Here is a 19,316-nt window from a genome sequence, read left to right as displayed (position 1 = left end):
GCCGGAATCCGCCCTCTGACGTCTGATCGCGCGCGCTATTCCGCTGAGTGACACTGAACCTTTATAGGAATAGGCTAGCGTTTCTAAGTTGCGTATCAGCGCGCTTTTCGCCTTCGTCTAAACAGCAATTTGCGCGCTGTTTTGTGGCGTATGGACTTAACACATACATAGGGGGAGTTCCATGAACTCAAAAACAAGAGCAGTCTGCTCTGTGGCGGCGCTATGCGTCGCGATGGCGGGCGGCGTCGCCTTGGCTCACAATCCAATGGGCAGCGACAAGGCCGGCCAGCTTTCGGTGCTTGCCGAACAATCCAATCTCGTCTTCACCGGGCGCGTCGCGTCGGTGGAATATCGCAATGTAGAGGGAAAAGGCGAAGGCCCCATTCCCCATACATTCGTCACCTATCAAGTGGACAATGTGTTGCGCGGCCGCGCGCCGGGCAAAACATTCACCATGGTTTTCATTGGCGGGTCCGACGGCATGGGCCGCTTTCTGGAAGTCAGCGGCGTGCCGGCGTTTGAAGTCGGCGAGCAGGACATGTTGTTTGTCGACGGCAATGGCGAAAAAGCCTGTCCGCTGGTTCTGTGCGAATATGGCCGTTATCGCATTCATGAGAACGGCGTGTTCAACACCCATGGCTCGCCGGTGCGCGCAATATTGGACAACAATGTTGTCGCCCGCGGCGCGCCGCCGCGCGCCTTCCGCACCTTCAGCTATCCGACGCCGAAATTTGACGACCTGATGCGCAATCCGGAAGCCAAGGCGATGCTGGAAAGCCAGAAGATGTCCATGGAAGAGGCGCGGGCGCGCTATGAAAAGGAAGCGCCGAAACAGATCACGCTTGAAGTGGCGCTTCCCGACCCGACGGAAAAAGCCGATGGCGGCGGCGGCGATAACGTCAAGCCGACGCGCCCGACCCTGCAGCAATTGCAGCGCGACCAGATCAAGCCGGGCCAGCGCGCCACAGACGCGGTGCGGCAATTGGACGATACGCTTGTGACGCCGGAAGTGAAGCGCACGCTTGAAGCAGCGCGGATCGACCCCAACCTCGCCGCGATCGCCACGACCCGGGACGACCTTCCCGAAGGGCCGATGGCGATTGAGGAATTCGCAGACAAAGTGCGTGCGGTGCTTTCCAAGACGCAACGCAAACCCGCAGACATCAGATCATTGAATCTGGATGCGCCGTTAAAGCTCGTCGGACCGGCGGAGCGACAAGCGGTGAGCGCAGATCCCGGCAAAGCAGCGCCGGGCGAAGCAAGCGACGCAGACAAGCGCGAAGTCGAAATGCTCAAGGAGCAAGACTTCAACCCTGTTCTCAAACGTCAATAGCGTCAGCGCAGCAACCAGATTTTGAAGGATCATGATCATGAAGAAACTAGCCGGACTATTTGGCTTGCTCTGCGCGATGCTATTCGCGGGAGAAGCCGCCGCCTACAGCTACAGCACCTGCCTGGGTGAAAAGCTGAAATGGAATTCCAATTCCAAGACCCTGCGCGCCAGCGCCACCAGTTTCCCGTCGGGAACATGGCGCAACGGATTGCAGGACGGCGTCAACAAATTCAACCTGAACCCGAGCAAGTTCAGATATTCCCTGACAACCGACTCCGGCGGGGTCGGGCGCAATAACGGACAAAGCGAAGCCTGGGGCGATAGCGGCTCCATCATGCAGGGCGCGCCGGCCATCGCTTATTCCAACTGGACTTGTTACTGGCTGTTTGGCGACCATGTGAAAATGGACGAAGTCGATGTGATCTTCGAATATGGATCGCCCTGGCAGTGGACCACAAGCTCCAACAAAGCCAACCTGATCCGCTATGGCGGTTCGTTACGGCCCTTGCAGACGACGGCCGCCCATGAATTCGGTCACGGCCTCAAGCTCAATCATGTGAATTACGAATACAACGTCATGGGCACGGATTTTGAGCATATCCATGTCAACGGATCGACCGCGCGCGCTTATATGGGCGAGGACGCCGCCGATGGCTCCGTCTTTCTCTATGGCGCGCGATCGGGAAGCTGGGAGGATGTGGGCGTGGTGCACTGGAAATATTCCGGCGCATCGGGCGAATATTCCGACCATGCCAAAACCCGCGTCACGACCTCGTCCGGCGGCAATCTGCCGACCGTCACCATTGACGGAGAGACCGGCTACCGGGTCAATCGCGGCCAGACCGTGCGGCTTGAACTTTCCTATGAGAATAACGGGAAGAACTATCAAAGCGGCGTTCAGACCGGCTATTACATCTCCACCAATAACTACATCTCGACCTATGACCGGCGTATTGGCGGGGCGAGCTGGAATCTCGGGCGCAACAGCGTTTACACGACCTCTGTGACGCTGACGATCCCGAGCAATTTGTCGCCCAACACCAATTACTGGATCGGCGCGGTGATCGATGAAAACAACGCGATTGGCGAAGCGGTCGAGTGGAACAACGCGACCTACATTCCCATCCGGGTGCAATAGCGCCCGCGCAGATTAAGGCAAACGAAAACAGGGGCTCGCGCAAGCGGCCCCTGTTTTTTTGTGGCGTGATTTTCTCTGGATCCCGGCCTGCGCCGGGATGAGCGGGGGGTATGTTTCCCCGCTAATCGCAATCATAGGTCAGGCCGTCGCGCGAGACCTGACAGCGCGTGCAACTGAGCACCAGGAACCGGTCGCCATCGCGGATCGCGCCGCTATCGGCCGTGGACCGATCATTTTCATAAAAGGACAGCTTGTCGTCGGTCGCCGGCCGGATGAACAGGCCCGGCAATTTTCCGTCATCATGCCAGATCCGGATCAGCTCGCGCTGGTTTACATAGACCGTGGTGTCGAGCCAGCCGGTGTCGACGGTCGGGTTGGTTCCCACATTGCGATGTTGCAACTGGCGCCCGTTCAACCGGTATTCGGTCTGGAAATTCGGCAGGGTCGCATAGCACCAGCGATGCGCCAGCCAGGCATATTGATCCGGCTTGGCCTTGCGCCAGGATTCGTTTTCATAGGCGCCGGGCAGATCGACCTCGCCCACCGAGCGCATTTTGGAGAAGACATAGGCGCCGCCGCCAAAGGCCAGCACAAGAAAGCTGACCGCGCCGCCAAATATGCCCAGCTTGGCGGCGAGATTTTCAATTTTTTTGTAGCTCATATCCCCAGACCCCGTTTCTGCGGTGTCCGTACTATATGAACAAACGCGCCCGCAGGTCACGCCCGATTTTCATCGGGCGCAGGCGAAAAGGACAGGGGGAGGGCGAAAGGGCGCGGTTAGCCCGCCATGCCTTTGCGGATCTTGTCGCGCAGGAAGTCGATCGGCTTGCGGCCGGTCTTTTCCTCATAATGCCAATAGGTCCAGCCATTGCAGGCCTGGGCGTTCTGCACGGCGGCGCCGACCTTGTGGATTGAGCCCTGGATCTCGTGCTCGCCATCCTTGACATAGAGCGAGCCGTCGGCGCGCACCTTGGCGGAATGATTTCCACGCGGAGAATAAAGTTTCGAGCCCGGCTTCAACAGCTTGGCCTCGACCACCGTGCCGAACGGCACGCGCGCCGCCGCTTTCGGCGAGGGCTGCGTCTTCAGCGTGTCGTCATCAAGCGGCTTGACCCGCGCAATGCGTTTTTTCGCCGCCGCGATATAGGTTTTGTCGCGCTCACAACCGATATAGCGCCGCCCGAGATATTTCGCCGCCGCGCCCGTGGTGCCGGAGCCAAAGAAAGGATCGAGCACAACATCGCCCGGCTTGGTCGACGCGATGAGAATGCGATAGAGCAGGCTTTCCGGCTTTTGCGTCGGGTGGGTTTTTGCGCCGTCCTCGCCCTTGATGCGCTCATTGCCGGTGCAGATCGGGAATTCCCAATCGGAGCGCATTTGCAGATCGTCATTCGATGTCTTGAGCGCGCGATAGTTGAAGGTGTATTTCGACTTTTCTGATTTCGACGCCCAGATCAGCGTTTCATGAGCGTTGGTGAGGCGCGTGCCGCGGAAATTCGGCATCGGATTGGACTTGCGCCAGATCACGTCATTCAAAATCCAGAAGCCGGCGTCCTGCACCGCCGCGCCGACGCGGAAGATGTTGTGGTAAGAGCCGATCACCCAGATCGCGCCATCGGGCTTCAACACGCGGCGCGCTTCCGCCAGCCAGGCTTTGGTGAATTTGTCATATTCCTTGAAAGACGCGAATTTGTCCCATTCATCATCGACGCCGTCGACGCGGGAATTGTCCGGACGCGTCAGATCACCGCCAAGCTGAAGATTGTAAGGCGGGTCGGCGAAGACGAGATCCACCGATGCGTCAGGCAGTTTCTTCATCGCCGCGATGCAATCGCCGGTGACGATGGTGTCGAGAAATTGCGTGATGTCGTTTTGCTTTGCGCTTTTCTTTTTTGGTTTTTTCGCTGGCATCGCCGCCCCTCATGCATTCCCTCGGCGCTCCGCCTTCAACCCATTCCGCCTTCATCCTGAGGAGCAAAAATTCCTTCGCCCTTCGAGACGCGGGCTAAAGCCCGCCCTCAGGATGAAGGAATTATTGCGTCTCGAAGGATGGGGCCGAAACGGACCGTCAACTTCAAAAGCGCGTCCCAAACAAGGAGCGGCACTTTGAGTCGCGGTCGAGTCCCCGTCAAGAGTCGGTTGAAATTTTTTAGCAGATTCAAGATGTTAATAGGTTAGTAACATTAATTAACAGCGCCAGCGAATTATGTATCCGCGCACAACATATTGTGGATCGGTGCGAAGCTCTTGCGATGATGTGGTGTGACCCCATGAGCGTCGAGTCCCGCGCGATGGGCCGGCGCGCCATAACCTTTATTCTTTTCCCATGCATAAAAAGGATGCTCGCATGCGAGCGCGCGCATCAAATCATCGCGCACGGTCTTGGCGATGATCGATGCGGCGGCGATGGAGAGCGATTTCGCGTCGCCCTTCACCACCATTTCCGCATGGGCTTTCAGCTTCGGTTTTTGCGAGCCGTCGACAATGCAGATATCGGGCTGAACGGGCAGCGCCGCCTCGGCGCGGGCCATGGCTAGGAAGGTCGCCTGCAAAATATTGATCGCGTCGATCTCCTCAACGCTGGCCATGCCGACGCCGATCTGCGCCTTGGCGCGGATTTCCGCAGCGATCACATCGCGCTTTTTTTCCGAGATGGTTTTTGAATCGGCAAGGCCCGCGGGCAGATCCGCCGGGTTGAGGATCACGGCGGCGGCGACCACCGGTCCGGCCCAGGGACCGCGCCCGGCCTCGTCAATGCCGGCGATCGGTCCGGTGAAAAGCCCTGAAAAAGAGCGCTCAATATCGAAGCTGGGTTTGATGGCGGCCATGAGGCAACATGGCTCGAGTCGCGGCGCGCCTCAAACAGCCAAACGCGCCGCCGGTCGTCCGGCGGCGCGCTTTGTTGATCGCGGTCACCCCTTAGGCGAGGGCGCCATAGGTGTAGACCGCCGGCGCAAATGCAGCCGCCAGAACAGCCGCAAATGACAGAACTGCGAGAGTGCGGAACATGTCTTTCTCCTTTTTTGTTTTATTTTTGCGTTGAAAGATTTGGCGGCGGCCGGGAGGCGGCCGCGTCAGGCCGCCTTGCCGGCGGCCATCGCATGGACCTCTTTCGCCGATAGCTGCTGTCCGCCAATGGCCCAGTCGCCGCCCTTGATTTCGTTGAGCTTGACCCAGGTGACGGCGCGCATGTTTTCGCCTTCGACCGCGACCATGGCGTCGGTGACGCGCTCGATGATTTCGGCCTTCTGGTCCGGCGTGAAAACGTCTTCGATGATGTCGATGGTGACGAGTGGCATGGTGTTCTCCCTTGATTGGTTCCCGCAGGCGAACCGTTCGGCTGCAGCGTGTGAGAACCATCTAGGCCGGGCGGGGGCGGGAAATCCTGAAGGATATCTGGAGAAATCATGGAGGTTTCGGCCATTCGCGCTTTATAGTCGGCGCCATGATTTATGAGTTCGGGGAATTTGAGCTGGATGGCCGGGCGGTTGAGCTGCGCCATCTGGGCGGCGAAGCGGGCGGCGCGCCGGTGGCGGTGGAGCCGCAGGTCTTCGCGCTGATCTTGCTGCTGGTCGAAAACGCCGAGCGCATGGTGTCGAAAGATGAAATCATCGAGAAAATCTGGGACGGGCGGATTGTTTCGGAATCGGCGCTGACCAGCCGGGTGAAGTCAGCGCGCGCCGCGCTGGGCGATGACGGCAAGGCGCAAAAATATATCCGCACCGTGCATGGCCAGGGATTTCGCTTCGCCGCCCCGGTCAGGGAAAAAGGCCTGCGCGGCAATCCCGCGACGCTTGCCGCGCAGACCGACGCGCCGACCGACGCCCCGTCCGACGCACTGCTTGCGGCGCCCGATATGCCGGCGGCGCCGTCGAAACCGTCCATCGCGGTGCTGCCCTTTCGTCTGGTCGGCGTCGCCGGGCCTTATTCGGCGATCGCCGATGCGCTACCCCATGAACTGATTTCGGAAATGTCGCGCCTGCGCTGGCTGTTTGTGATTGCGCGCGGTTCTTCCTTCCGGTTTCGCAGTCTTGATCCGGATATGGCGCAGGTCGGGCGGGCGCTGAATGTGCGCTATTGCCTGTCCGGCATGGTGGAAGTCGCCGGGAACGACATCGCCGTCACCATCGAGCTGGCCGATACGCGCGATGGCGGCGTGGTGTGGGGCGAGCGTTACGCGGCGCGGATCGACGATATTTACAATGTGCGCCGCCAGATCATCGCCAGCATCATCGCCGCGCTGGAAATCCAGATCCCCTTGCATGAGGCGCAGGGCGCGCAGCTTAGTAGTCCGGAAAATCTTGACGCCTGGTCTGCCTATCATGTGGGGCTGCAGCATCTCTACCGGTTCAACGGTCAGGATAATGACGCGGCGGCGGCGATGTTTGAGCGTGCGATCGCGCTGGCGCCGGATTTCGCCCGCGCCCATGCGGGGCTATCCTCGGTGAAATTTCAGGACGCTTTCCTTCAGTATAAGGATGATGTTGGCGCGGCGCGGCTCGCCGCGCGCCGTCATGCGGAAAAGGCGGTGGAGCTCGATCCGCTCGATCCGTTTGCGAATTTCGCCATGGGCCGCGCGCATTGGGTCGAAAACAACATCGCCGGCGGCATGGGCTGGCTTGAGCGCGCGGTGACGCAAAGCCCGAATTACGCCCAAGGGGTCTATGCCTGCAGTTGGGCCGAGGCGGTCACGGGCCAGAGCCAGTTCGGGCGCGAGCATGCCGATCTCGCTTTGTCGCTGAGCCCGCTCGATCCGTTTCGCTACGCCATGCTGGGCGTGCGCGCCTTCACTCATTTCATCGATGGCGATGCGGCGGAGGCGGCGCGCTGGGCAGAGCAATCGGCGCGCACCCCCGGCGCCCATGTGCTGATCGCGATGATCGCCGTCGCCGCCCATGAAGCCAATGGCGATCATGAAAAGGCGGCGCGCTGGGCGGCGAATGTGCGCGAGCGCAACCCGGCGGTCAGCCAGGCGGAATTCTTCCGCTCATTTCCCTTCGACCATGAGCAAACCCGCGCGCGCTTTTCAGAAAACCTCGCGGCGCACGGGTTTTAGGGGCGGGGCGATTACTCCATTTAGTTATATTGGGTATGTTAACTTGGAGAACGGCTAAAATTTCCAACGTTCCGCTTGCATAAACTCCTCAAGGGAGATGCAAGAAATTTTAAAATGATTACAGATATTGGGAACTTTTGCCGAATTCTTTTTCGCTTTTTCATTTGTTACCACTGGGCAACCAAGTATTGCAGCGCGTGCAATAATAAAGGGGTCTGCATTCTTTCCGCCTTTGTATATTTTCTTTAGTTCTATTACTTGCTGAAAGTGACGAACGTTAAAAATTTTTGCGAGAAACTCAGCTTCAGCAGCAATAGGTGCTGGAAAGATCTCCTTATTTGCCTTTAGCCACTCCTCAAAATGTTGATGTGCTTCACGGTCGGCGAGTTCTCGCGATACTTCGCGTGTTGATGTTATCTCACCTGCTTCGACCAATGCGTCGAAGCTATTCTAAAGGCTTGGAAACGTATTTCGGTAATAGCTGCCAAATAGTTGCGAGAATATGTTGGTGTCGAAAACGTACACTACGGGCTTGCCCCTGTAATATATGTTTCAAGGGTCGTGAGGTTTTTTGGTTTTGTATCGAGGTAGTCGGCGAGTTGATATGCGTCTATCCTATTCTGATAGTACTGTGAAAAAGCGAGGTTAATGTAGTCGGACCCTAGATAAGCGATTTTTGATCTATATGGATCTCCCCGGAAGATTTCTTTTTGTATGTTTTCCAAGCCGCGACAGCTTTCTCGTATGCATGCTTAGTTATGAGTTTTCGGTCTAAAAATTTTCGATATATGACTTCACGACTAACATTGAATAGGTCAGCTATTTCTGTTGCGGTATCTTCAGTCGGCGCTTTACCCGCGAACTCCTTTTCGAAGCTCGCCTCCGGTACCAAGAAGCGCCCCGCAAAGCGATTGCAGATAATTTCAATGCGTTTGTCGTTATTTGGTAATCGGTCAATGTAAGAATCTTCAAGTGTGTCAATTCCGCTTGTGTGGAAGACTAGGTGCGCAAGTTCGTGGAACAGCGTGAACGCTTGCCGAGTTTTTGCAGATGTGTTGTTGATGTAAATGATAGGAAATTCGTCATTATAAAGGCAAAATCCAGAATAATCGCTTTGTCGAAATTGATCTTTAAATACAAAAATTCCAACTGATTGCATTGCATCGCGCCAGTGTTTCAGTGCGCTGTCGGAGTTTGGCCATGCGCACTGTTGCTCAACGGAAATGCCAAGATATTCACGGACCTTCTTTGCCATAGAATCAATGGAACCTCCCACGCGAAATTGTAGATCGCGTGTGATGAGCCGGTCAGCGGGGTTTCGGCCTCCGGTTAACTCAGACAGGCTTAGTTGAAACGCGCGCGCTTTCTCCAAAAGCAGGCGCACGCGAGGCGGAATTTTGGCGATTTCATCAGCGCCGAGAGTGCGGAATGACTGTTCGACCGGGGGTACGTCTGGCGGATTTGGGAAGAAGAATACCGCAATCGGCAACTTCAGTTTTTCTGAAAGTTTTTCTAGTTGGGGGTAGGTCGGAAAGGAACCTTTAGGCGTTTCCCAATCTGCAATGTTTTTGAAGTCGTTTTTTAAGTCGTCATGCGAATAACCAGCTCGCTCGCGAGCCCATATAAGGACTGATCGCGTGACTGGTATTTGCTCAGATGCCATAATCGTTACTTTTGTAGGTGCTCGGATGCAAAGGCCTATCCTGTTGAATACTGGCCATTCATTTTTCTGATAATTTTCGTGAATAGCCTCGTATTTTCCGGCTTGTGGGTCAAGCGGAGAACAGCGACCCGTTCTAATCCGAAACGCGTTTAGGTCATCACCCAAACAAATCCATCTGGCCCGACACGCTTGTCGGCACGCGGAACAGCGACATGTCGAGAGGGGGCGCTCCTTGTTGAAGCCGAACCGGGCGCGCGCGGCGCGGTTGCGCTGGGCGATGAGTTTGGCGTAGGGCGTCGTGATCTCTCGGCCCCGCGACCAGTGCGGGTCGTAATCCTTGCCGCCATTCATCTCGCGAATATGGCGCATGATGCGGCCCGCGCGGTTCGGCGCATAGGCCGCGAGCCATTCCTGAAACAAGGGCGAGACCTCAAGCGGCAGGCGCAGGACGGTGAAGGCGGAAAAACTCGCGCCCATGGCGGCGGCTTTTTCCATGATCGATTCCATTTCGTCATCATTGAGACCGGGGATCATCGGCCCGGTCATCACGCCGGTGACGATTCCTGCTTCGCTCAGCTTGCGGATCGCTTCAAAGCGCCATTTCGGCGCCGAGGCGCGCGGCTCCATGGAGCGCGCCAGCGCCTTGTCTTCGGTGGTGATCGAGATCATGGCGCGGGTCAGGTTCTTCTCGGCCATGGGCGTTAAAAGATCGAGATCGCGGGTGATCAGCTGCGCCTTGGTGAGGATCGTCACCGGGTGATTGAATTTTGCAAAGACGCCCAATATGCCGCGCATGATCTGCAGGCGCCGCTCAATCGGCTGATAGGGATCGGTATTGGTGCCCATGGCGATCGGCGCGGGGCGGTAGCGCGGATTGGAAAGCTCTTTCTCCAATAGTTTGGGGGCGGATGGTTTTGCAAAAAGCCTGGTTTCGAAATCGATGCCCGGCGACAGGCCCATATAGGCGTGGGTGGGCCGCGCGAAACAATAAATGCAGCCATGCTCGCAGCCGCGATAGGGATTGATCGAGCGGTCAAAGCCCACATAGGGCGAGTTGTTGAAGTTGATGATCTTCTTCGGGCGTTCATAGGTCACTTCGGTCTTGAAGGGCGCAAGCGCCTCATCAAGATCCCAGCCATCGTCGATCTCTTCGCGGCGGTCCGCTTCATAGCGGCCGCTCTCATTGGACCGCGCGCCGCGCCCTTTCCCCTGGGCGGTCACCCTGGTGGTTTGCGCTCCGGCAGCGGCGGCAAGTCCGGAGGCGTCCCCTGTTTCTCCGGAGGTGGAGCGGCGGGGCGGGTGAAAGGAAAGGTGCGCGGCGCGGGCCATGACGAGAAGCTAGCAAAGCGCGAGAACAAAGCAAGAACATTTTTTCCCGAATCGCGCCGGCCGGCTTTCCGGGGCGGTCGCCGCTAACCATTGCGGTTATCCGGCGCTGTTTCTTTGACTTGGTTTTGCGGGGATGCGACCAAGGCCGGGCGAGGGAGAACACCAGATGAAACGCGCCGTAAATTTTTTCGTCCATGCAAGAATATGTGCGCTTGTCGCCGCCGCGATGGTGATGGCGTGCGCGACGGCGCCCGCCGCGCTGGCGAAGAATCCGAAATACATGTCCGTGGCGGAGCTGGCGCCCGCCGCGCAGGCCGGTGACGCAGCGGCGCAATATCATCTGGCGCTGCGTTATGAAAAAGGCGACGGCGTCGCGCAAAATTATGCCGACGCAAAGACATGGTACGCAGCGGCGGCGGCGCAGGGCCAAGTCCAGGCGATGTTCGAAATGGGCATGCTGCACGCCATGGGCCGCTTCACCCAGGACCGGCCCGTCGCCGCGGCGCAATCGCGTTACTGGTTTGATCAGCTCGAAGCGGCCGGCGTCGTCATAGAAGATAAATTTTATATCTGGCGCGACAATATCGAGCGCAAGGACATCGCCGACGCACCGTCGCGGATTGAATGGCTGCGCGTCATCGCAGAAAACGGCCACCGTCAGGCGCAGCGTTATCTCGGCTATCAATATGACACGGGCAAACTCGGCGCGCGCGACTGCGTGAACGGCGCCTATTGGTATGAAAAGGCCGCGACGCAGGGCGACCGGCGCTCGCAAGACCGCATGGGCATGCTGTCCGTGGCCTGCGCCGGCATCCCGGCGGATGAGGCGAAATCGGCCTATTGGTTCAGGCAGGCCGCGTTGCAGGGCGATGTGGGCGGGCAGATTTCCACCTCCGCCGCTTACAGATTGGGCAAGGGCCTGCCGAAAGACGACAAGCTCGCCGCCTATTGGATGGGGCAGGCGGCGGAGCAGGGCAGCGCCGTCGCGCAAAAAGAGCTGGGCGATTTTTACCGCGAGGGACGCGGCGTGCCGCGCGATCTGGTGATGGCGCGCAACTGGTATGAAAAATCCGCCGCGCAAGGCTATGACCGGGGCGAGGCGGCGCTTGCCGATCTGCGCCGCCAGACCGGGGAGGCCGCGCCGTCGACCGCCGATACGGTGGTGATGCTCGCGGCGTTGTGGATTGCGCTCGACGCGGTGTCAGACATCACCAGCGACGACCCGGAACCCTCGCCCCATTCGAGCTTTGTGCAGGACGCAATCAATCAATGCCGCAATGACGTGCACCGGCGCATGGTGCGCTGTTATTCCAGCATGACGATTCCCGGCTGCACCATGACCGGTCAATGCACCTATGAATGGACCTGTCAGACCGGCAATAAGGGCCGCGGCAAATGCAGCCCGAACGCTCGGTACACGGACGAGCAGGTGGATTATTATTGCGATCCGCTGGTCGGCGACAAATACACCACCAGAGATGCGGTCTACGCCAGCTCTTGTCATTGACGCGGCGGATCTGAGGGAGACTTCAGGGCGGAACGGGCCGGGCACAAGGCTTTCCGGCCCGCCGGGCATTTTTGTAAAGCACCCTTGACAGCCCGCTGCGCCCCGCCTATGTAAAGCCTGCTTGACACGGGCGGCTTCGAACCGCCCCAAACGGCAGGTTACGGAGGCCCCTCATGTCTGAACGGATCAAAAAGGCGAAGCAGCGCTACAAGATCGAACTATTCGCGGCGATGGCGCTCTATGTGGCGGTTATTCTCGCCGCGAAGATCGCGGCGCGGCAGGTGGAGGAGGGCGCGGTGCTGACCGCGCTGGCGCTCGCGCCCATGGCGCCGCTGTTGCTGGCGGGCTTTGCGTTTTTCCGGTTTTTCAAAAACATGGATGAGCGCGACCGCCGGGTCAGCGCTGACGCGGCGGGGCTTACCCTCGCCATTGGCATTTTCGCATCCTTGATGGTCGGCTTTCTGGACGCCTTTGACGTGCTGGTGTTTGACGATGCGCTGATCTGGTTCGGGCCATTTCTGATCATTTTGTGGGGGCTGTTCCGTATCATGCTCGGCGGGCGGGACTGCTGAGATGGAGAACCGCTTGAAAGAACTCCGTGCAGAGAGGAACTGGTCGCAAGGCGATCTCGCCGAAAGGCTCGATGTGTCGCGCCAGACCGTGAATTCCCTTGAACGCGGAAAATACGATCCCAGCCTGCCGCTCGCCTTCAAGATCGCCGGCGTGTTTGGCTTGCCGATCGAGAACATCTTCAGCCCAGAAGAGGAGAAGGCTCAGTGAAAATTTGCGGAAATTTTAGCGCGGCCCTGGGCGTCGCGGCTGGTGTCGGAACCGCAATCGCGGTGGCCCTGAGCGATATGGCGGTTGGCGTCGGCGTCGGCGCGGCGATTTTTCTCGCCATGAGCATGACGGCCCGGCGCAACACACATTGAAAAAAGGAGAGCTCAATGAAAAACCAAAACAAAAACTCTCGCAAGGCGATGCTCCTGATTGCGAATGCGCTGTTCTGGGCGGGCGCCATGCTGGCCGGCGCCCATCTGTTCAAGGATGCGGGCTGGAGCAACCACATGGTGATGTGGATGATCGTCGGATATATGACGGTCAATGGCTTGCTAGCGAGCGCGCTCGGCAAATCCCGCCCCCCTTGTTGAGCGCGCAGGGAGCGCTGTCATGGCTCACATATATGGTGCAATCCTCGCGGCGCTGGCGGCGGGCGCGGTTCCCGGCCTGGCGGTCGCGCTGGCGCTTGGCGATGGCGGGCTCGGTTTGAAGACAGCCATCATCGCGGCGGCGCTGATGTTCGCCGTCGCGCGGCCAAGAAGCGCCCGGTTGGCCTAACGCTGACATCTTTGCGTGAGCGGCCTTCCGTTCCGGCGGGCCAGCGCGTAAGCCTCATGGTTCCGCCAGGCGCAACGCAACATGATCTCTGTCGTCATTCCCACTTTGAACGCCCAAAGCCGGCTCGCTTTGTGTCTTGAGGCCCTGGTGACGCCGGCGCTTAATGGCGCGGTCAAGGAAGTGATCGTCGTCGATGGCGGCTCAACCGATGCGACCATGCAGATCGCTGACGGGTTTGGGGCGCGCATCCTCACCGCGCCGCCGGGACGCGGCGGGCAATTGCGCGCCGGCGCTGACGCGGCGCGCGGCGACTGGCTGCTGTTTCTCCATGCGGACACAATGCTGGAAGAGGGCTGGGGCGATGCGGCGGCGCGCTTCATCCGCGATCACGCCGAAGCGGCGGCGGTGTTCACGCTGGCCTTTGACGCGAAAGGCGTGGCGCCCGCGCTGGTCGCCGCCGGCGCGATGTTCCGCACAAAATTTCTCAAAACCCCTTATGGCGATCAGGGCCTGCTGATCTCGCGGGGGCTTTATGATGCGATTGGCGGCTTTGCCGACATCCCGCTGATGGAGGATGTGGAGTTCATCCGCCGTCTGACAAAGGCGAAAACGTCTCGCGCTCTGCATATATTGAAAGCGCATGCCGTCACCTCCGCCGAACGCTATGAGCGCGACGGCTATGGGCGGCGGGTGGTGAAAAACCTCACCATCCTGACGCGTTATTTCCTTGGCGCCGCGCCGGAAAAGCTGGCGAAGGATTATCGATGACGGAGCATGGAAAAATATCAGCGCTCCACGGCAAAACAGTGCTCCTTCATCCTGAGGAGCAAAAATCTTTTCGTCCTTCGAGACGCGTCCGCTTCGCGTATGCCCTCAGGATGAAGAGATTTTTGCGTCTCGAAGGATGGGGCGAAGTGGGCAGATAATGCGCGGGACCGTCATCATTTTCGTCAAGGCGCCCGTCGCGGGGCGGGTGAAGACGCGGCTCGGGCGAGAGGTCGGGTATGGCCGCGCCGCAGCGCTTTTCCGCATCATGACGCAAAGAACTGTCGCTGAAAGTTTGAAGGGCGAATGGCGAACCATGCTCGCGGTCGATCCGCCGGGCGCGATGCATGACAGCCATACATTCTGGCATCCTGCTGCGCCGCGCATGGCGCAAGGGGCGGGCGATCTCGGCGCGCGCATGGCGCATGCTTTTCGCGAAGCGCCGCCGGGGCCTGTGGTCATCATTGGCGCCGATGCGCCCGCCATGCGCGCCCGGCATTTGCGCGCAGCCTTGGCAGCGCTCAAAGGCGCGGACGCCGTGTTCGGCCCGGCGGAAGATGGCGGCTATTGGCTGGTAGGGCTGGCGCGCAAACGCGCCGCGCCGGAATTATTCAATGGCGTGCGCTGGTCAACCAAACACGCGCTGAAAGACACGCTGAAATCCCTGCCCGTCTCGTTTGATGTGCGCATGATTGAGACGCTCCGCGACGTTGATGAGGCGAAAGACCTTGCGGCGCTGATATTGCACGCCAGCGCCTGATCCCCCTCCTAGCCTCCCCCTCTTTAAGGGGGAGGGACTGGGTTGCGCCTGGCGCGACCGTCACCTCCCCTTGAAAAGGGGAGGTCGGGAATTGCTACGCAATTTCCGGGTGGGGATCTGCTTGTCAGAATTGACGCTGCGGACCCGGCGCGACATTCTTCCGCCAAAATAAGGGAGACGCGCATGAAATGGTTGGGCCTTGCGCTCGGCGTCCTGTTTGCGATCGGCGCCTATGTGATGTTTGGCGTCGTGCCGCAGCGCGTTGATGCAAATACCAATCTCGTTCTGGAGCATGAGCCTTACCCGGTCAGCGATGCGGCGCGCGCGCTCCATGCGAGCATTCCCGTCGCCGATCTTCACGCCGATACGCTGCTATGGAAACGCGACCCGGCGAAACGACAGTCGCGCGGCCAGACCGATCTTGTGCGCCTGCGCGAAGGCGGCGTCGCCTTGCAGGTCTTCACGGCGGTCACCAAGGTTCCGAAAAACATGAATCTCGACGCCAATGCGGCGGATAGCGATCAACTGCCCTTGCTGATGGCGGCGCAGGGCTGGCCGATTGGCACATGGACCTCGATCTATGACCGCGCGGCGTTTCAGGCGCGCCGCCTCGACAGGCTGGAACGAAAAGCGCCGGATGAGTTCATCTTTGTACGGAATGCAGGCGACCTTCAGCGCGCGCTGGATGACGGAAAGCTCGCCGGGATCTACGGCATTGAGGGCGCGCACCCGCTGGAAGGCAAGCTTGAAAACATCGAAAAGCTCTACGGGGCGGGGATGCGCGTCATGGGCTTGCAGCATTTCTTCGACAACGAACTTGGCGGCTCGCTGCATGGGCAATCGGGCGCCGGGCTGACGGCGTTTGGCGAGCAGGCGGTGGATGAGGCGGTCGCGCAAGGGCTGATCATCGATGTCGCCCATTCATCCGAAGCGGTGGTGCGCGATGTGCTGGCGCGCTCGTCAAAGCCGGTGATCGTCTCCCATACGGGGCTCAAGGGTCATTGCGATACCGCGCGCAACATCCCCGATGCGCTGATGAAAGCCATCGCCGATCATGGCGGGCTGGTGGGCGTCGGCTTCTGGGAGGCGGCGGCGTGTTCCACGACGCCTGAAGGCATCGCGGCGGAGATCGTCTACGGGATCGGCCTGCTCGGCCTTGATCATGTGGCGCTCGGCTCCGACTTTGACGGCGCGGTCACTACGGGGATCGATGCGTCGGAGCTCGCCGCGATCACGCAGGCGCTGATGGATGCGGGCCTGAGCGAGGATCAGATCCGCGCAGTGATGGGCGAAAACGCCGTGCGGTTCTTCATGGAAAATCTGCCGGCGGAGTAGCGCCGGGCCCGCCCAAACAAAAAGCCCGCCGGGGGAGCGGCGGGCTTTTTGGGGCGCTTGGGAGATGTGCGGTTCTGTATTGGCGCGGAACCGGATCGCGCGTCAGGCTGATCCGAAGGTCGCGAATGCGGCGGGGACGGCCACGGCCATCGCGACGATGCCGATCAGAATATAAAAGGCTGCAACCATCGTTCTCGGGCCGAGTTTGATGGATGGGTCGGCGAAGTCCGCCGGATTGCTTGAAACTGCCATAATAATAACTCCTCGGACCGCTCCTGGTGGCTTGATTGCCTGTTGTTTTAGGGTCCGTCATAAAACTGTCATCATACTTGCGCACTCAATGCGCAATGTCAAGTGAAAGGCGCAAATGCTGCGCCTTTGTCACATAATTGTAATATCTGTGACGCCCGCAACCCCAATGAATCCGCCATTTTCGGCGGCGGGGCATTAATATGTGACAGTGTTTTGGGCGCGGTTTGTGACAGCCCAAGCGGGCTGTCCGGCGCGGGATTTGACCGGGAGTCGGCTCAGGCGGCCTTTTTGCGGGCCGGCTTTTTCAGGGGCAATTGCGGCCTTGAGAACAGCCACAGATCGTCGTCGGAATCGCCTGGCTGGAACTTGTAGCCGTCCACATCGAAGCCCTTGAGGTCTTCCACCCGTTCGATCCGGTTTTGCGCCGCCCAGCGCGCCATCATCCCCCGCGCCCGTTTGGCGAAGAACTGGAGCTGGCGCAGCGCGCCGTCTTTTTCTTCCTTGAAGATCGGAGTGATCACCGGCGCTTTCAGCGCCTTGCGGTCGACCGCGCTGAAATATTCATTCGAGGCGAGATTCACCACGCTTGGATCTTCATGGCCCTTCAGCAGCTTGTCGATTTCCCCGGCGATTTTCCCGCCCCAGAAATCATAGAGATTCTTGCCGCGCGGATTGGCGAGCCGCGAGCCCATTTCAAGGCGATAGGGCTGGATCGCATCGAGCGGGCGCAACAGGCCGTAAAGCCCCGACAGGATGCGCAGATGATCCTGCGCGAAGGCGAGATCGTCCTTGCTCATGGTCGCTGCTTCGAGCCCGAGATAGACATCGCCGTTAAAGGCCAGCGCCGCCTGTTTTGCGCTGCCGGACTTGCCCGCCGGATCGAAAGCCTGAAAGCGCTCGTAATTCAGCTCCGCCAGCTTGTCGGAAATCTTCATCAGAGATTTGATCTTCGCGCGGCTGAGCTTGCGCGTGGTCTCGCTCAGCTCGCTCGTATCCTTGGCGAAGACAGGCTTGGTCGCGCGCGGCGCGCCGGGCGCGGCGTCGAAATTCATGTTCTTGGCGGGGGAAAGCAAGATGAGCATGGCGAGTTTCGTTCCTTTGCCGCGCCCTTCATCCTGAGGAGCAAAAATCCATTGATCCTTCGAGACGCCGCTTCGCGGCCCTCAGGATGAAGGATTTTTGCGTCTCGAAGGACGAAGGGAAGATGTCTACAGCTTCCGTCCGTTGAGTCGGCTTAAATCTAAAGCATCTTGCCGGGATTCATGATGCCCTTGGGGTCGAGCGCTTTCTTGATCGCGCGCATCATTTCCATTTCCACCGGGCTTTTGCGTTTCGCCAGCGATTCGCGGCGATGGCGCCCGACGCCATGCTCGGCGGAGATCGAGCCGGAAAATTCGCCGATCACGTCATAGACCGTCGATTCGATTTGCGGACGCACGGGTTCGAGCACGTCTTTCGCGGCGCCGACGGGGCCTAGAATATCGTAATGCACATTGCCGTCGCCAATATGGCCGAACGGCACAATGCGCGCATCGGGCGCGACTTTCAGCACCGCCGCGCCGGCTTTTTCGAGAAAGGCGGGTATGTCGCTGGTCGCCACCGACACGTCATGGCGCGCGCCGAGGCCTTCGCCATTGATCGCTTCGGACAGCGAATGGCGGATGCGCCAGAAATCATGGGCTTGCGCTTCGTTTTCCGCGATCACCGCATCCTTGACCAGACCTTGCTCCATCGCGGCGGCGAGGACATCTTCAACGACCGCGCGCAGGCCCGAGGCTTGCGCGGAGGAAAATTCAGTCAGCACATAATAGGGATATTTCGCCGCCATGGGATCGCGCGTCTGCGGAATGTGTTTCAGCGTGAGGTCGATGCAGATCCGCGCCATCATCTCAAAGCTCGACGCGAGACCGCCGGTTGAATTCTGCACATGAGACAAGAGTGCGACCGCGGCTTGCGGATCATCGACGCCCGCCATGACGGTGACTTTCTCCGCCGGCGCCGGGAGCAGTTTCAACACCGCGCCGGTGACGATGCCCAGCGTGCCTTCGCCGCCAATGAATAATTGTTTCAGATCGTAGCCCGTATTGTCCTTACGCAGACGTTTCAGCCCGTGCCAGATTTCACCGGAGGGCGTGACCGCTTCGATCCCCAGAACCAGATCGCGGGTGTTGCCATAGCGCAAGACATTGACGCCGCCCGCATTGGTCGAAATCACGCCGCCAATCTGGCAGCTTCCTTCCGAGCCGATGGAAAGCGGGAACAGCCGTCCGGCCTCGCTCGCCGCCTCTTGCGCTTCGCTCAGGGTGACGCCCGCATCGACGGTCATGGTGTTGTTCAACGGTTCGATGGCGCGAATGCGGCGCATGCGCTTGAGCGAGATGAGAATTTCATCGCCCAGGGGAATCTGTCCGCCGACGAGACCGGTATTGCCGCCTTGCGGCGTGATGGCGATGTCATTGTCGCTGCAATATTTGACCACGGCGGCGACTTCTTCGGTGGAGGCGGGGGCGACGATCAGCGCCGCCTTGCCGGGCCAGCGGCTGCGCCATTCGGACAAAAACGGCGCGCCGTCTTCGCCCTCGTAAATCCCTTTCGGGCCGACAATGGCGCGGATCGCATCAAGCTTGTCCCGGGCGGGAGCGTTGCGTGCGGTTTCGGAGCTGGCTGTGGCGGTCATCGAAATCCCAGTGTTGCTGCGCCTTGTGTAGCGAGCGCGACTTCACCCAGCAAGCCGCGCTGAAATCCATGATTAAGGTGATCTGATTTTGCCATAAGCACGAAAGGCGTTTATCAATCGCCTGGAGTAAGGCGCGACGGGAACGGGCGACGAGATCACAAGT

The 19,316-nt window shown here is 59.4% G+C and carries 21 protein-coding genes; 12 read left to right on the top strand and 9 right to left on the bottom strand.

Annotation, left to right across the window (positions count from 1 at the left end):
* Positions 1-181: 181 nt before the first annotated feature.
* Together AC0L8G_RS19600 and AC0L8G_RS19595 are read left to right on the top strand one after the other, a co-directional pair.
* Positions 182-1,333 carry a hypothetical protein gene (locus AC0L8G_RS19600; protein WP_473385860.1) on the top strand — a complete coding sequence of 384 codons (1,152 nt, stop codon included), beginning with the start codon at positions 182-184 and terminating at the stop codon, positions 1,331-1,333.
* 37 nt (positions 1,334-1,370) lie between these two features.
* A complete protein-coding gene (locus AC0L8G_RS19595; RefSeq protein WP_473385859.1) occupies positions 1,371-2,471 on the top strand; it encodes a CARDB domain-containing protein in 1,101 nt (366 codons plus the stop codon).
* A 121-nt stretch (positions 2,472-2,592) separates the two neighbouring features.
* On the opposite strand, the gene AC0L8G_RS19590 is transcribed toward AC0L8G_RS19595, so the two are convergent.
* From AC0L8G_RS19590 to AC0L8G_RS19575, 4 genes are all read right to left on the bottom strand, one after another.
* Positions 2,593-3,132 (bottom strand): hypothetical protein, encoded by a 540-nt coding sequence (locus tag AC0L8G_RS19590; RefSeq protein WP_473385858.1) that lies wholly within the window; start codon positions 3,130-3,132, stop codon positions 2,593-2,595.
* 116 nt (positions 3,133-3,248) lie between these two features.
* Positions 3,249-4,382 (bottom strand): DNA methyltransferase, encoded by a 1,134-nt coding sequence (locus tag AC0L8G_RS19585; RefSeq protein WP_473385857.1) that lies wholly within the window; start codon positions 4,380-4,382, stop codon positions 3,249-3,251.
* A 293-nt stretch (positions 4,383-4,675) separates the two neighbouring features.
* Positions 4,676-5,299, bottom strand: a complete 624-nt coding sequence (locus AC0L8G_RS19580) for a ribonuclease HII (RefSeq protein ID WP_473385856.1) — start codon at positions 5,297-5,299, stop codon at positions 4,676-4,678.
* A 246-nt stretch (positions 5,300-5,545) separates the two neighbouring features.
* A complete protein-coding gene (locus tag AC0L8G_RS19575) occupies positions 5,546-5,770 on the bottom strand; it encodes a tautomerase family protein (protein WP_473385855.1) in 225 nt (74 codons plus the stop codon).
* A 146-nt stretch (positions 5,771-5,916) separates the two neighbouring features.
* Between AC0L8G_RS19575 and AC0L8G_RS19570 the strand changes: the two genes are divergently transcribed.
* A complete protein-coding gene (locus tag AC0L8G_RS19570) occupies positions 5,917-7,527 on the top strand; it encodes a winged helix-turn-helix domain-containing protein (protein ID WP_473385854.1) in 1,611 nt (536 codons plus the stop codon).
* Positions 7,528-7,581: 54 nt separating this feature from the next.
* Here AC0L8G_RS19570 and AC0L8G_RS19565 read toward each other — a convergent pair whose 3' ends face one another.
* Positions 7,582-7,962 (bottom strand): DUF4411 family protein, encoded by a 381-nt coding sequence (locus tag AC0L8G_RS19565; RefSeq protein ID WP_473385853.1) that lies wholly within the window; start codon positions 7,960-7,962, stop codon positions 7,582-7,584.
* Between the two features lie 226 nt (positions 7,963-8,188).
* The gene (locus tag AC0L8G_RS19560) at positions 8,189-10,519 is read right to left on the bottom strand and encodes a PA0069 family radical SAM protein (protein ID WP_473385852.1); all 2,331 of its coding nucleotides are present in this window, start codon (positions 10,517-10,519) and stop codon (positions 8,189-8,191) included.
* A gap of 166 nt (positions 10,520-10,685) precedes the next feature.
* Between AC0L8G_RS19560 and AC0L8G_RS19555 the strand changes: the two genes are divergently transcribed.
* The 9 genes from AC0L8G_RS19555 (at position 10,686) to AC0L8G_RS19515 (ending at position 16,224) form a co-directional block, all read left to right on the top strand.
* Positions 10,686-12,026 carry a tetratricopeptide repeat protein gene (locus tag AC0L8G_RS19555; protein ID WP_473385851.1) on the top strand — a complete coding sequence of 447 codons (1,341 nt, stop codon included), beginning with the start codon at positions 10,686-10,688 and terminating at the stop codon, positions 12,024-12,026.
* Positions 12,027-12,199: 173 nt separating this feature from the next.
* Positions 12,200-12,598, top strand: a complete 399-nt coding sequence (locus AC0L8G_RS19550) for a hypothetical protein (RefSeq protein WP_473385850.1) — start codon at positions 12,200-12,202, stop codon at positions 12,596-12,598.
* Position 12,599: 1 nt separating this feature from the next.
* Positions 12,600-12,806, top strand: coding sequence for a helix-turn-helix transcriptional regulator (locus AC0L8G_RS19545; protein WP_473385849.1), 207 nt, complete (start codon positions 12,600-12,602; stop codon positions 12,804-12,806).
* Positions 12,803-12,958 carry a hypothetical protein gene (locus AC0L8G_RS19540; protein ID WP_473385848.1) on the top strand — a complete coding sequence of 52 codons (156 nt, stop codon included), beginning with the start codon at positions 12,803-12,805 and terminating at the stop codon, positions 12,956-12,958. The genes AC0L8G_RS19545 and AC0L8G_RS19540 overlap by 4 nt, the downstream gene beginning before the upstream one ends.
* 15 nt (positions 12,959-12,973) lie before the next feature.
* Positions 12,974-13,177 carry a hypothetical protein gene (locus tag AC0L8G_RS19535; RefSeq protein ID WP_473385847.1) on the top strand — a complete coding sequence of 68 codons (204 nt, stop codon included), beginning with the start codon at positions 12,974-12,976 and terminating at the stop codon, positions 13,175-13,177.
* Positions 13,178-13,196: 19 nt separating this feature from the next.
* Positions 13,197-13,364 carry a hypothetical protein gene (locus AC0L8G_RS19530; RefSeq protein ID WP_473385846.1) on the top strand — a complete coding sequence of 56 codons (168 nt, stop codon included), beginning with the start codon at positions 13,197-13,199 and terminating at the stop codon, positions 13,362-13,364.
* A gap of 81 nt (positions 13,365-13,445) precedes the next feature.
* Entirely contained in the window at positions 13,446-14,132 is a 687-nt protein-coding gene (locus AC0L8G_RS19525) for a TIGR04283 family arsenosugar biosynthesis glycosyltransferase (RefSeq protein WP_473385845.1), read from the top strand.
* 157 nt (positions 14,133-14,289) lie between these two features.
* Positions 14,290-14,889, top strand: a complete 600-nt coding sequence (locus tag AC0L8G_RS19520; protein ID WP_473385844.1) for a TIGR04282 family arsenosugar biosynthesis glycosyltransferase — start codon at positions 14,290-14,292, stop codon at positions 14,887-14,889.
* Positions 14,890-15,072: 183 nt separating this feature from the next.
* The gene (locus tag AC0L8G_RS19515; protein WP_473385843.1) at positions 15,073-16,224 is read left to right on the top strand and encodes a dipeptidase; all 1,152 of its coding nucleotides are present in this window, start codon (positions 15,073-15,075) and stop codon (positions 16,222-16,224) included.
* Positions 16,225-16,326: 102 nt separating this feature from the next.
* Here AC0L8G_RS19515 and AC0L8G_RS19510 read toward each other — a convergent pair whose 3' ends face one another.
* The 3 genes from AC0L8G_RS19510 to AC0L8G_RS19500 all read right to left on the bottom strand — a co-directional run bounded on the left by AC0L8G_RS19510 (position 16,327) and on the right by AC0L8G_RS19500 (position 19,153).
* The gene (locus AC0L8G_RS19510; RefSeq protein WP_473385842.1) at positions 16,327-16,476 is read right to left on the bottom strand and encodes a hypothetical protein; all 150 of its coding nucleotides are present in this window, start codon (positions 16,474-16,476) and stop codon (positions 16,327-16,329) included.
* A 275-nt stretch (positions 16,477-16,751) separates the two neighbouring features.
* Positions 16,752-17,558, bottom strand: coding sequence for a peroxide stress protein YaaA (gene yaaA / locus AC0L8G_RS19505; protein WP_473385841.1), 807 nt, complete (start codon positions 17,556-17,558; stop codon positions 16,752-16,754).
* A gap of 158 nt (positions 17,559-17,716) precedes the next feature.
* Positions 17,717-19,153, bottom strand: a complete 1,437-nt coding sequence (locus tag AC0L8G_RS19500) for an FAD-binding oxidoreductase (protein WP_473385840.1) — start codon at positions 19,151-19,153, stop codon at positions 17,717-17,719.
* Positions 19,154-19,316 lie beyond the last annotated feature (163 nt).

It is taken from the genome of Hyphococcus sp. D3-15 (assembly GCF_055809375.1).
This window is presented reverse-complemented; position numbering and strand designations above follow the sequence as displayed.